We start from the raw sequence: 12611 nt of genomic DNA, 5'->3' as shown, positions 1-12611 counted from the left end.
TAGTATGCACAAATATTTCTTTCTCTTTTTCAGTGTTGTTATCTTAAACGTTCATGGTCAAGAATCTAAAGATATTCATCAAATATTATTATATAAATGGTCGAAAAACGTCCCCAAGAACGGTAAGTTCGAATTTTTAAAGATATTTGACTCATTGCCATTAAAAATCGAAGGCATAAATAATATATCAATAAACAGTTTTAAAAAGTCTACTGGAAACTTTGATGTTATTATTGATATGGAATTTAGTTCAATGGAAACTTTACAGCAATACCTATGGACAATATAAAGCATTATCAGAATCAATTTATCTTATTTCAAGATGAGCTAAAATCATTTATATATCGCATTGTTACACATAAACAGGAAACAGAAGACATAGCTCAAGAGACTTATATAAAAACCTTCGCCAACATAAAATCGTATGAGCAAAAGGCCTCTTTTAAAACATGGGTTTTTACCATCGCAATCAATTTGGCCAAAGACAGCTTAAGAGCTCGTCAGCGTTGGGGAGAAGATTGGATGGAATTGGTTAAAGATGCTCATATCCAGGATAAAAAACTACTAAAAAAGAAATTTGAAGTATCCAGAACCTCTGAGCATGGTAAATTCATAATAAGAGAGCATATCAACTACTGTTTTAGCTGTGTTACCAAGACATTACCGCTAACCAATCAGGTTTGCCTTTTATTAAAAGAAGTATACAATTTTAAAATTGATGAGATAATGTTTATTACGAATTTAACCAAGGGTAAAGTCAAACATGCCATTGCTAATTCTCGAAAAGACATGATAAGAATATTCAAAAAACGTTGCGCCTTGATCAACAAGCAGGGCATATGTCATCAATGTACAGGTTTGAATAAGCGTTTTAATCCTGATCAAGATTTATATATTGAGTCAAATAAAATAAAAATGATAAAGGAAGCTCGAAATAAAAATTATGAAGAGCTTCTGGCCCTGCGATTGGAACTTACCCGCAATATTGATCCTTTAAAAGGAGAGGGCATTGATCTTCACAACTACTTAATCGAAAACTCCCCTCGATGGGCAAAACATCAGCTTGCAAAGAACGCTTAAATCACTGATTTTTAATTATTTATAATTTTTTTCGTCCGTTTTTGGATTATAAATCGTCTAAGTATTGTACGCATTTATAAATAAAAACTAAAGAAATGAAAAATGTAATTAATTGGTTTAATTTACCATCAATAGATTTTGATAGAGCGATCGAATTTTATAGTACAGTACTAGAAATTCAAATGTTTAGAATGCCAAGTCCGGATGGATTTGAAAATGCCTTTTTTTCTAACCCTCAGGATGGTGGTGTAAGCGGAGCCATAGGATCTAATCCACAACAAAAGCCAAGTACCGAGGGAACCACCATTTATTTTGATGTAAATGGACGAATTGACGAAGTCTTAGGTCTTGTACCCGGTTCAGGGGGTCAAATTATTATGCCCAAAACTAATATTGGAGAATTTGGAAACATAGCGCTAATAATGGATACTGAAGGAAACATTGTTGGGTTGCACTCGGCAGTTTAATTTGTTCCATTACGAAACTCAAACCACTTTTTCCTAATTAAAATCTAATTAAATGAAAATCGTTCTTATTCTAGTTTTAAGTTTAGCCGTAATTGGAGGTATTTATTTGGCGTTTGCAATTTTTTCTAATAAAAAACCACCACTGTCTGCAGCAAATATTCACGGTGTTATAGGTCTTCTAGTCTTAATATTGGTCTTTTACAATGCTATCACAATGGGAATATTGGAACTATGGATTGCTTTTGCCATGCTTTTAATGGCCGCTTTTGGAGGTTTATATTTGGTCAATAACCACAAAAAGGGTCAGCTTGGACCCAAATCAGCAATCTTAATTCATGGCATTTTTGCAATTTCGGCAATCGTTTTGATATTAATTTCAATTTGTTGAATATGAAGTATTTTGACGAAGATTTTTTGGCTTTTTTCAAAGAATTGGAAAAAAACAATTCCAAATCTTGGTTTGATTTAAACCGGAAGCGATATGAAAAATCCGTAAAAATTCCCTTTAAGAAGTTTGTATCCGACCTAGTTTATGATCTTCAAGTGTTGTATCCAGACAAAAACCTCCAAGAGAACCATTCTATTATGCGAATTAATAGAGATACAAGGTTTAGCCAGGATAAGACTCCATATAAAATTCAGATGTCGTCAATTATTTTGCCAAATGGGAAAAAAGACAAATCTAAACCTGGGTTTTACATACAAGCAAATCATAAGGATGTGCGCGTATACTCGGGGTGTCATGGTTTGGACAAGACACAATTGCAATCCATTAGGGAGCAAATAAATGTCCATTTGACCGAATTTAATGATTTGATCTCGAGCAAGGATTTTGTTGATTTGTATGGCCAGATTTTAGGGGAAAAGCATCAACGTATTCCAAAAGAATATACCGAAGTTGCCCAAAAACAACCGCTGATAAAGAACAAGGAGTTTTATTGGTATTTTAAGATAAGCCCAGAAGAATTACTCAAAGATGATTTAATAGCATTATTGATTTCAAAGTATAAAAAAGCACTTCCATTAAATAGGTTTTTCGAAAATGCTTTGAATTAATCGTTAAAAGAGCCCGTCAAGGGCTTTTTTTATTCTATCGTATGTACCGCAGCGGCAAATATTGCTATTCATAATTGAAAGTACTTCATCTTTTTTTAAGTTATCATGTTTGTCATAGATTGAAACAGCTGTGATGATTTGTCCAGTTTGGCAATAACCACACTGTGGTACATTTTCCTTAATCCACGCTTTCTGTACGGGATGTAATTCTTCAGCTGTACCCAAACCTTCTATTGTAGTTATCTTGGCATCAATAACAGATGCTATTGGCAATACACATGAAGGTACGGCATTTCCATCAACCAAAACTTTGCAGGCACCGCACGCTGCAATTCCGCAGCTGTATTTTGAACCCTTAAGATTCAAATGGTCTCGTAGCACCCATAACAAAGGAGTTTCCGAAGACGCATCTATTTGATACTTTTCATTATTGATCGTTAGTGTTATCATCTTAAATTTGTATTGGTAGTGTTCTTATCTTTTTGTTGGTCAATGTAAATACAGCATTGGCTATTGCCGGAGGGACTGAAGGAAAAGGGGGCTCGCCTGCCCCGCTTGGGTTCTCGTTGGAATCTATGATATGGAGTTGTAATTCAGGCATATCTTGAATCCTTGTTATATCATGTGCATCAAAATTTAACTCTTGAGGTTGGCCATCTTGAATGGTAATATTGGATTTCAAGGTGACTGCAATAGCGTCTGAAATTGAGCCTTCCATTTGTGCTCGTACTCCTAGAGGGTTTACCACTTTCCCGCAATCCAAAACAGATGTAATTTTAGTTAAGCGCACTTTATTGTTTTTCATAATTACTTCTGCAACATGAGCAGCATAAGATTTTTTAAAGTAAGTGCAAGCTATACCAAGTGCACTGTTTTTTCCATTTTGGTCGTTCCATCCTGATAATTCTGCTGCTTTGACTAATACATTTCTTAATCTATCAAGATTGCATTCAACGGTACCTCGTGACCCTCTTAATGGCAGTTTTATTGTTTTTGAATTCTCATTGCCTAATAGTTCTAAATAATATCTAAAAGGATCAAGTCCTAAGCCCAATGCGACCTCTGTAATAACATTGTTCACAACAAACACGTTGTAAGAATGTGAAACCGAGCGCCACGACCCGATACGGATGTTTGTTTTTAAAGGAGTATAACCAATAGCAATATTCTCAATATTAAAAGGAATATCTGCTGCTCCTTGGACTTCATATCTTGGACCGCCAGCTATAGGTTTCGTCATAATATGATGAAACCAGCTATGTATTTGGTTATTTTTTATACCTATTCTGAAATTATGATATGAAAGACTTCTAAAATAGTCTTGAAGAGTATTTTCTTCCCTGGTCCAAAGAGTCTTGACCGGATGACCAACTTCTTTGGAAATTATCAAAGCCTCAAGAGCATAATCAACGGCCAATCTTCTACCAAAACCACCCCCCCCTAAGGTTGTCTCTACAATCACATTTTCCAAAGGGAGTTTAAATATTTTTGATATTAAATCTTGAATAAGGTTGGGTCGCTGATTGGATCCAATTAACACACATTTGTCATCATGATATGAAGCTAAAAAATTCATGGGTTCCATACAAAAATGCCCCCAGAAAGGTATCTTATAGTCAAATTCTAGTACCCTATCCGAGATTATTTTACTTATATCTGGTTTTCTCAAGACGAACTCAGGAGGTTGAGATTTTAGCTTTTGATATTGATTTTGGAAAGCCTCCTCATCTTCATTTTCGATTTCGCTCAGGTCCCACTCAATTTCAAGTAGTTTTTTCGCCTTTAAAGCGGTATAAGAATCTTTAGCAATCACTGCAACCCCAGGAAGAACTTCGGCATACGGAATCGGTTTAAAGTGCTTAACTTCTATGACTTGTGAAACACCAGGAATGGCCAAGGCCCTTTCCGGTTTAAATGACTTGACCTTGGCTTCTCTTACTGGATGACGTACAATTGAAACATATTTCATGCCCTCCAATGAGGCATCAAAACCATATATCGCTTTTCCGGTAACCATATCTCTTAGATCCGGGCTCTTTTGTTTGGTTCCTATCAGATTGAAGTCCTGTGGTTTTTTCAGACCAACACTTTCGGGAATAGGCAGCTTCGAAGCTTCATCAGCCAATTCGCCGTACGATAATTTTCTTTCACTCTCAGTGTCTAGGACATAGCCATTTTTGCAATGTAAATTCTTGGAAGTTACGTTCCAAATATTAGCGGCCGCAAGCTTTAACATATCCTTTGCTGTCGCTCCTGCTTCCCTTAATGGCAAATAAAATTTATCTATTGTTTCTGAACCTGCTGCTGACATATCCCCATAAATTGTCGAGGCAATAGCTTGCTTCACACTAACATTAGCAAAGGGAATTTCCAATTCTTCGCATACAATCATTGCGAGTGCTGTCCTTGGTCCTTGGCCTATCTCAGGCACTGGAATATATATAGTAGCTTTATTGGTGTTAGTAAGTTCGAGAAAGGGGTTAAAGGAGTAATTTTTTATTTCAATCTTTTCATGCTTTTCAGTGTTTCCTTGAATACAAGAGTAGTTTACCCCTAAAATTAAGCCCGAACCCGCTGTAAAGCTTAGATTCATAAAATCTCTTCTATTGATCATCTTTAGAAATATCTTGTTGGTTATCTTATAGTTTAAAATCGGCTTTCGATAATTGAGGGTTCAGCTCAATTCTCGTGATGCTGTATTCCATTAATAAATCATTGTTGGCAAATAAGCTTATTTTAAAAGGAAATTTGACATCTTGAACTTGCCGATGGTTGTCAAAGACTGTTTTAAAAAGTGTGCCATTCCATTTTTTTTCTTCAGAGTATTCTTCAACAATCTCTACTAAATAGCTTGATTTATTAATGTAGTACCACTGTGTGTCTTTGGAATTTTTATACAGACTTATTTTATAATAATCCTTATGATTTATTATTGTATCTCGTTCTAGCCTTGTGGTATATCTTTTTTCTTTATACAGTATCAATTCATCAAAGAATTCTGCTTCTTCCCGCATTTCGGTTTCCATTCCCTTGGGCATTTCTTCTGGTATTTCATTATTGGTTATGTAACCACTGATGCCGTCATAACTCAAAACACGTAATCTTTCGGGATACTTGAATGTCATTTTAAAGCAATTGGGTTTGAGCATATATTGATGACTTGAAAATTGATTTTCACCAGCTTTTCCGTCAAGCTCCATGTGATATGACTTTAAGGCTTGCCAAGCTTTTTTGCCCCCAATTTTTTGGGCATATTTTTCAATTATAGTTTGTGCACTTTGCTGTGCCCATATTCCTTGAACTGCAATTAGTACAAGTATTAGTAGATACAACTTTTTCATAGTCAATCACTTCCTTTTATAGAATGCGTTAAAGGTTGTTTCCCAAGTTAAACCTCCATCCTTGGATATTTGAATAGTTTGTAGAACTTCTGTATCTGATTGTTTGAGAAGTAATGTTCTATCCAAATAGTTTTCTTGTTTAACTACATATGAACCCTGAAATATTAATAGAGAATCCTTTTTATGATAAATGAGTGACTTTTCCTTTTGCCCCCATGGTTTATTGGATTGCCCAGTGACCCAAATCTGCTTCCACGTTTTGGTTTTATTATCAATGTAAAAAAGACTTAACCCTGGTTGACCAAATTTACTTTTCCAATTTTCTAGCACAGCACACCCGTCAACAATTTTTTCGATGCTGTTGGTTCCTACCAGTTCATCGTTTTCATAGACATTCCAATCACCTACCCAATAATCCATCAAGGCATAAGATTGACTAGAACATCCTGGGCTATGTTGAGCGATTATAAGGTTGGCGGCAAAGAAAAAAACAATTATACAGAGGTTTTTCATTCCATGATTTTATTTCAATCCCAGCCTTTTAAAGGCTAAAATTAAAGGAGACAAATAGCTATAGATATATTCATCCTTTTATAAGAGATTAGTTGCATCTATGCGACGGTAATAATTTGCCTCCTTTATAAATTGTTTTAGTAGATAAGAGTGTCCTTGACCAAAGATTACTAGAATTCGCTCCTCCTCGGGATTTTCAAAGTTTGTAATCCTCGTTAGATTATGGAAAATCCCTAGATTACGCTTATACCAACTCGAGACCATGTCCACGCCCCCATAATTTTCATCTTTCCCAATGAGTCTTAGAAATTGCATATACATTAGATGGTTTTCGTAGATGGCGTCCTCGGAATTCATAAATTTTAAGAACTCACATATACTACCGTTGAATAATTTCTCGTCGGTCAGTTGATTTAATGCGTTTTGTATGTTTTGGGTTGATTCTCCAATGATTTTTGCCACATCACTGTTCCTTTGAAGAAATTCTCTCATAGCTTCATTATCCATATTTAGTTTGTGGTCAATTGAATAAATCGAAGAATGACCTAATTTACGTGCTAGTCGAAATCCGATTTGCTCAGCTTCACTGCGCGAAAGACTATCATTTATACCATGGGAAACGTATTTTCTATATTTCTCATTAAACAAATCTTTTTTACTATAACTTCTTTCAATTGCAATTTTGGTTGGTTTGAATTGTGCCAATTTCTCAACCACTTGCTGTATTTCTTTCTGTCTTTTTAAGGATTTCACATCATCACTTTTGATGTTGGCCGCATCCAAACCAGGATTAGCCATGTGATAGGTTCCCAAAACCATCACTTCAACTGGTTTTTGTTCGAAAAATTCACTGGGTAGCTTTTGGGCAGATAAACTGAACACCGAAAGAAAGATTAGAAGGACTGGAATCAAGCTTTTCATTTTTCTAGTTTATTGTTTTTATCCATTCAATGGTTTTCGCCGAAATATCAGCATGATAATTTTGTCTCGCGTATTGTACGTAATTGTTATATTGAGAGAGTTTGGCACCTTCTCTTTTTGATGCTACCTTGGCAAAGTAGTGGTCGCCTTCAGGGACCTCCAAATAAGTTCCTTTTCCCTCATTATTTTCATTCACGGTGGCCACGATATCTTGTGCGCCTTCTTCACTTAATGCAACATAGTCTGATGTGCCGTAAATAGCCAAAACATGGGATTTTACCTTTGACCAAGCAAGGGCATTGTTTACAGAATTTAAAGTGCTGAAGAAACTATAGTGTCTTCCAAAGAAATACTCATCTTGCCCCTGATTGTAGTTGAATACAGTTTGTGATTGGTTCAGTAGCTCTTTATTTTTTGGGTCATTTCTTATTTGATTAGGAGACTTGCCCTCAATTAACCATTGATAGAGTAACGGGATAGAATTTCTAACCATTTCATCCATTTGGACTTTGGATTCTACTCCAAAATGTACCGGTTGTTCCCGGAAATTATCCAGAAAATATTCAAACCATGTTTTATAAATTGGTGCATATACAATAATTCCCTTGGGTTGAAATTCTTTAGCCAGTAATGGAGCGGTTACACTTCCCATGGAGTGACCAAACAGGTAAACATTGGAACTGTCCACATCTTTTCGACCTAATAGGTCTTCGTATGCTAATTTGGTTATATCCAGTTCTTCATTGAAATCTAGGTCTCTGCAGTGTTTTATTCCCTCGCTATCCCCTAAACCGGGCCTTTCGACCCTATAGACTATGTAACCTGCCTTGACAAAATCGTCTATTAATAGTTTTGTCGGTTCGGTTGAAGCCAACCAAAAGTCTTGGGATGAACAGTAGATACCTTGTAGAAAGAATATTGCCGGAGCATTCCCAACCCCTGTGGGTTTATGTATTATAGTTCTTAGCAAACCAAATTCCGTGGGCACACTGCCATAAATCACTTCCCCAAAGGGGGAGTTTTCTTTTGGCTTAGCCAAGGCTTTTGCCTTTGATATTAGTTTTTTATCAGCTCTTGTATAATGTATTTCAAAATTATCTCCTGCTCTCGCATCCCGACTAATTGAAAAGACTTGAACTCGATGAGTGATTTTAGTTTGATTAATCTGGGTTATTACATCACCTGGTAGCAACTTAAGGCTGGAAGCGGTAGTATTTGGCAATACCCTATTTATTAAAACTCCTTCTTTCTGTTGGAGTTTATTGGCTTTAATAATAGAATCGTTTAAATTAACAACACCGATTCCGAAGGCAGCCTTCCTGGGCAATTCTTGTGACCAAGAAGAGAAAGCTAATATTAGAAGAAATGTCAAGAGTTTTAACCTCATTCTTAATTTTTTTATTGAGTTATGATGTTTTTAGAAAACTTAAGACCTCCCTGAAATAGACTTCAGGATTATCTATCCAGCCATAGTGCACACAATTCTCCAATAAAACCAGTTTGGAATTGGGAATAGTCATGTGCGTGTGCCGGGCATGTTTTGGGTTAACAATGTCATTATCCCCGTGTATAATGAGCACCGGACTTTTTATCGACTTCATTGCGTTTACCACATTATAATTACTGCGCATGTCTTGCCACATCAAACGGTTGATTTCAGGATAAAACTTGGAGTTAAACGCCAGTCCTCTATAAACTTTTTCTTTGTTCTCCTTGTTAAAAACATAACCGGAAGAAAGCGCTTTATAACGCAACTTCGAACTTATGTCAGGGTTGTTCTCAGACATAGATTTATCCAACAATTCATGGTCTTGACTGCTTAAACTATTGTTCAGTCTTTCATCAACATCTTGCATAAACTCCATATTCATCCCAGCAGAGTGCGATAGCACAATTTTATCCACATTTTCAGGGTATTTTGCGGTATATGCCATCGCATAGATTCCTCCAAATGATTGACCCATTAGGGAAATCTGATCAAAGTTCAAATATTCTCTTAAGGCTTCAAGGTCATCCACCATAAGGTTTAAGGATATGTTTGACGGATTAGGGGTAAGCAGTTCTGAATACCCAGTACCACGTTGGTCAAATAACACTACCTGTTTTTGAGCTTCTTTGGCAATTTTTCCAGCTAGAGATTGAAAATTATGACTGGAAAATCCTGGTCCGCCATTGAGTAGAAATACGGGTTCGCCATTCCCGAATATTTTATAAGCCAACTTAAATCCATCTCTGTTTAAATACCTGTAGTTTGCCCTGTTGTTTTTGATGTAATCGATTATTAGCTTTTTGTTTTGGCTTTCATTATTCTTGAGGTCTTGGTATAACCCATTATGATTCCTGTTTTTCACATGGTGAAATTCCATGGTTCTATAATCAGCTTTTTTTGCCTCATTTTCATACAGTAATGTGTAGTCGTAAGTTTCCCTTTCGGAAATCACAAGCTGCGGGACCCACTGGTTGTCCATGTATTTGGTAGGTGAAGCATTGTTAATGCCTTCCATTGAATTTCCGAATACTCCTTTAACATGGCTATCGGCCATTCCTTTACCATTATATCTTAAATGAGAATTGTAATAGGCAACCAAATCGTAAGCGCCAGCTATAGGAATTGCAGCCCTTATTTCTCTTATTGATCTTCCTTCGTTTGTTAAATACCTTGGGTCCATGGCAAGCAATGCCGAAAGATGAGCGCCAGCAGAAAATCCACTGACAAAGATGGAATGTTTATCATATCCATAAGATGCTGCATTATCATATACCCATGAAAAAGCCTTGGCCACATCTTTAATGTGTTCGGGATGTTGAACACCGCTATTCCATTTAGGGTTTTTCCATGTAGCTGGACTATGCCTATAGCTAATGGCGGCAACGGCAATTCCTTCTTTGGCAAAACTTCGGGCCAGATCGGTTTCAAATTTTCGTCCACCAAAAGCCCATGCGCCACCATGAATCCACAAAACAATGGGCGGATTATCAACTGTTCTTGGAATAAAAAGATTTAGTTTGTGCTTTATTGAATCTGCCTCCTTTCCGGTATAATAGGGGATATCATAGAATTCTTTTATCTCATTCTTGATGATTTGATTTATAACCAATTCCTCTCGGTTTTGGATGCCAGCGGTACATCCATAAACGGTACCAAACTGAACTATGAAAAGAAGAAGAACTACACGATTGAACATAAGCAAAGAATTGAACAGGGTTAGGTCTATCATATATTCCTATTTTGCAGTTCTGGATAACAACATATCTTCACCTCTGAAATTGCAGATATAGATATCAGTTAACCCGTCATTATTAAAATCAGCGTACTGAAAGTCAAACGGGTATGTATTTAACTTCGGGAAATAATATTTTGTCTTGTCATGAAATTTTAGTTTTTTATCATTTATGAGCACGATGTTGTCAAGTTCATTAAAACGGTTTCCAGAGATAATATCTGGATAACCGTCAAGATTAATATCTATAAAGGAAGCACCCACTGTTCTGATGGAACTTTGTGGTAACGCGGCATGGGTGATATCTTCAAACTTCCCGGTACCATCGTTCAGTAATAACCGATTTTGAGGATTACCCATACCACCAAAATCTACATTTGCAAAGAAAAGGTCCAGGTCTCCATCATTATCAATATCGGCAAGTTCAACTTCCCTGGTTTGATCATCTATATTTGGGAGTCGCAAAGCTGTTTCGTCCGTGAAAATTCCGATGCCATTGTTCAATAGAATCCTGTTGCTGGTTTCATTGGCTTCAATAATATCAAGATCATTGTCCCCATCGATGTCCTTCAATTCAATATCTTGGGTTGTTTGATTTCCACCTGGTAGTCTTAAGTCGGTTTCATCCAAGAATCCACCCTTTCGGTTGTTTATAAGCAGGAAATTTTGACCTCTGTTCCCAATAATCAGATCGGCAAACCCATCATTATTAAAATCCGTTGTTTCTACAACATTGGATATTCCGGTGACATGTATACGTTTGTAAGTATTTGTAAATGTTGCATTTCCATCGTTTAAATAATATTCATTAGTTTGATCGTCTTCACTAACGAAAACAATATCTAGATCACCATCATTGTCAAAATCAGCAATGGCGATATCCTCAGAATCATGAACTGTCTTTGGAAATCTTATATCACTTTGATCTTGTAAAACTCCGGACCCGTCATTAATAAGTATGATATTCTTTTTAAATTCCATGGCTAATATCATATCAATATCTCCATCATTATCTATATCTATTGATTCACCATCCATGGAATTTCCATTTAGGTTGGTGCTTTTTAAATATGCTGTAGACGAGTTTCTAAATATGGAATTACTGCTGTTATAATCTGGTGGGGTGTTTTGACAATTTGTGGAATACAAACTTCCAAACAGCATGAAGAACTTAATGGTTGGGGGTAACTTTTGTAAAATCACAATAGAGTCGTTTAAAACTTAATTCCAGTAAAAAGTAGTTCAAGTTTTGCTATTGTTACGGTAATTGTTGTGGAGTACATAATATGTTGCGAAATGCAATAGTGCTTCCCCGAGAGTTTGTTTATTAACTTTGTGACTTCATATGTAAGAAAAAAAAATACTATTTGTTGCGAGGATCCTATCCGATAACATCAGTTGAAGAATTGATATCCTAAGTCTTAATTAAACCCAAACAGAGATGACAATAGGTCAAGTTGGCATGCCTTGAGAAGAAATTATTTCAGAGATGAGGGAGTTGGGGACGAAACTATTACATGGGCATACGTTATTAAAGAAGTTCCAAAGTTATTTTGATTTAAGTTGTATTACTGCACAAAATACCACCAAAAACAAGTTTATTGGCTAACATCTTTGATTTGCCACACTTCCTTAAATCACATACAGAAACTACCGACCCCAGTCATATAAGATTACCCTTTACGGAGCACAAATCAAAATTTTGAAACTATGGAATTAGAGTTAATTAATACCTTTATTTTCTTAATATTCTAAAATCGAAGCTGAGTTTAACAGAAAAAATGAGTTTTTTAAATTGTTAATAAATAAGGACCACAACATTATCTGGCTGGTCTTAAAGTATCATCTTAATAGTTGAACATTATTTGAACAACTATCTTGCATTTAAAGGTTCTGAGATCGATATATCTGAAGCAAGATTGACCTTTGCCCATAAAGCTAAATTGTTACCACAAAAAGATGTAAGGGCGGCATTTGTATAATCTGGAATAATCGAATTAAATAAAATCAGG

At 36.0% G+C, this 12611-nt stretch carries 13 protein-coding genes; 5 read left to right on the top strand and 8 right to left on the bottom strand.

Annotated elements, in window-relative coordinates; all coding sequences use genetic code 11:
* Positions 1–4: 4 nt before the first annotated feature.
* The 5 genes from FVB32_RS18050 to FVB32_RS08410 all read left to right on the top strand — a co-directional run bounded on the left by FVB32_RS18050 (position 5) and on the right by FVB32_RS08410 (position 2603).
* Positions 5–289, top strand: a complete 285-nt coding sequence (locus FVB32_RS18050) for a Dabb family protein (RefSeq protein ID WP_147743186.1) — start codon at positions 5–7, stop codon at positions 287–289.
* A complete protein-coding gene (locus FVB32_RS08425) occupies positions 277–1080 on the top strand; it encodes a sigma-70 family RNA polymerase sigma factor (protein ID WP_147743183.1) in 804 nt (267 codons plus the stop codon). Before FVB32_RS18050 ends, FVB32_RS08425 begins: the two co-directional genes overlap by 13 nt.
* A gap of 95 nt (positions 1081–1175) precedes the next feature.
* Positions 1176–1547, top strand: a complete 372-nt coding sequence (locus FVB32_RS08420; RefSeq protein WP_147743180.1) for a VOC family protein — start codon at positions 1176–1178, stop codon at positions 1545–1547.
* A gap of 52 nt (positions 1548–1599) precedes the next feature.
* Entirely contained in the window at positions 1600–1935 is a 336-nt protein-coding gene (locus tag FVB32_RS08415; protein ID WP_147743177.1) for a hypothetical protein, read from the top strand.
* A gap of 2 nt (positions 1936–1937) precedes the next feature.
* Positions 1938–2603, top strand: a complete 666-nt coding sequence (locus FVB32_RS08410; RefSeq protein WP_147743175.1) for a DUF2461 domain-containing protein — start codon at positions 1938–1940, stop codon at positions 2601–2603.
* A 3-nt stretch (positions 2604–2606) separates the two neighbouring features.
* Here FVB32_RS08410 and FVB32_RS08405 read toward each other — a convergent pair whose 3' ends face one another.
* The 8 genes from FVB32_RS08405 to FVB32_RS08370 all read right to left on the bottom strand — a co-directional run bounded on the left by FVB32_RS08405 (position 2607) and on the right by FVB32_RS08370 (position 11802).
* A complete protein-coding gene (locus FVB32_RS08405) occupies positions 2607–3053 on the bottom strand; it encodes a (2Fe-2S)-binding protein (protein WP_147743172.1) in 447 nt (148 codons plus the stop codon).
* 1 nt (position 3054) lies between these two features.
* On the bottom strand, positions 3055–5217 hold the full coding sequence (locus FVB32_RS08400; RefSeq protein ID WP_147743169.1) for a xanthine dehydrogenase family protein molybdopterin-binding subunit: 2163 nt from the start codon (positions 5215–5217) through the stop codon (positions 3055–3057).
* 25 nt (positions 5218–5242) lie between these two features.
* Positions 5243–5944 carry a LolA-like protein gene (locus tag FVB32_RS08395; protein WP_147743166.1) on the bottom strand — a complete coding sequence of 234 codons (702 nt, stop codon included), beginning with the start codon at positions 5942–5944 and terminating at the stop codon, positions 5243–5245.
* 6 nt (positions 5945–5950) lie between these two features.
* The gene (locus tag FVB32_RS08390; protein ID WP_147743163.1) at positions 5951–6457 is read right to left on the bottom strand and encodes a hypothetical protein; all 507 of its coding nucleotides are present in this window, start codon (positions 6455–6457) and stop codon (positions 5951–5953) included.
* Between the two features lie 78 nt (positions 6458–6535).
* Entirely contained in the window at positions 6536–7378 is an 843-nt protein-coding gene (locus FVB32_RS08385; protein WP_147743160.1) for a DUF5694 domain-containing protein, read from the bottom strand.
* Between the two features lie 4 nt (positions 7379–7382).
* On the bottom strand, positions 7383–8765 hold the full coding sequence (locus FVB32_RS08380) for an alpha/beta fold hydrolase (RefSeq protein WP_147743157.1): 1383 nt from the start codon (positions 8763–8765) through the stop codon (positions 7383–7385).
* Between the two features lie 19 nt (positions 8766–8784).
* Positions 8785–10596, bottom strand: a complete 1812-nt coding sequence (locus FVB32_RS08375) for an alpha/beta hydrolase (protein ID WP_147743154.1) — start codon at positions 10594–10596, stop codon at positions 8785–8787.
* 6 nt (positions 10597–10602) lie between these two features.
* Entirely contained in the window at positions 10603–11802 is a 1200-nt protein-coding gene (locus FVB32_RS08370; protein ID WP_147743150.1) for an FG-GAP repeat domain-containing protein, read from the bottom strand.
* Positions 11803–12611 lie beyond the last annotated feature (809 nt).

This window comes from Flagellimonas hymeniacidonis, from assembly GCF_008040165.1.
GTDB lineage: Bacteria > Bacteroidota > Bacteroidia > Flavobacteriales > Flavobacteriaceae > Flagellimonas > Flagellimonas hymeniacidonis.
The sequence above is the reverse complement of the archived record's forward strand: the minus strand, read 5'-3'. Positions and strand labels throughout refer to the sequence as shown.

Excerpts from the sequence above, each read along its gene's own strand:
- FVB32_RS08390 (WP_147743163.1), bottom strand. The coding sequence starts at position 6,457 with ATGAAAAACCTCTGTATAATTGTTTTTTTCTTTGCCGCCAACCTTATA.
- FVB32_RS08425 (WP_147743183.1), top strand. The coding sequence starts at position 277 with ATGGACAATATAAAGCATTATCAGAATCAATTTATCTTATTTCAAGAT.
- FVB32_RS08385 (WP_147743160.1), bottom strand. The coding sequence starts at position 7,378 with ATGAAAAGCTTGATTCCAGTCCTTCTAATCTTTCTTTCGGTGTTCAGT.
- FVB32_RS08410 (WP_147743175.1), top strand. The coding sequence starts at position 1,938 with ATGAAGTATTTTGACGAAGATTTTTTGGCTTTTTTCAAAGAATTGGAA.
- FVB32_RS08415 (WP_147743177.1), top strand. The coding sequence starts at position 1,600 with ATGAAAATCGTTCTTATTCTAGTTTTAAGTTTAGCCGTAATTGGAGGT.
- FVB32_RS08395 (WP_147743166.1), bottom strand. The coding sequence starts at position 5,944 with ATGAAAAAGTTGTATCTACTAATACTTGTACTAATTGCAGTTCAAGGA.
- FVB32_RS08400 (WP_147743169.1), bottom strand. The coding sequence starts at position 5,217 with ATGATCAATAGAAGAGATTTTATGAATCTAAGCTTTACAGCGGGTTCG.
- FVB32_RS08375 (WP_147743154.1), bottom strand. The coding sequence starts at position 10,596 with ATGATAGACCTAACCCTGTTCAATTCTTTGCTTATGTTCAATCGTGTA.
- FVB32_RS18050 (WP_147743186.1), top strand. The coding sequence starts at position 5 with ATGCACAAATATTTCTTTCTCTTTTTCAGTGTTGTTATCTTAAACGTT.
- FVB32_RS08380 (WP_147743157.1), bottom strand. The coding sequence starts at position 8,765 with ATGAGGTTAAAACTCTTGACATTTCTTCTAATATTAGCTTTCTCTTCT.
- FVB32_RS08420 (WP_147743180.1), top strand. The coding sequence starts at position 1,176 with ATGAAAAATGTAATTAATTGGTTTAATTTACCATCAATAGATTTTGAT.
- FVB32_RS08405 (WP_147743172.1), bottom strand. The coding sequence starts at position 3,053 with ATGATAACACTAACGATCAATAATGAAAAGTATCAAATAGATGCGTCT.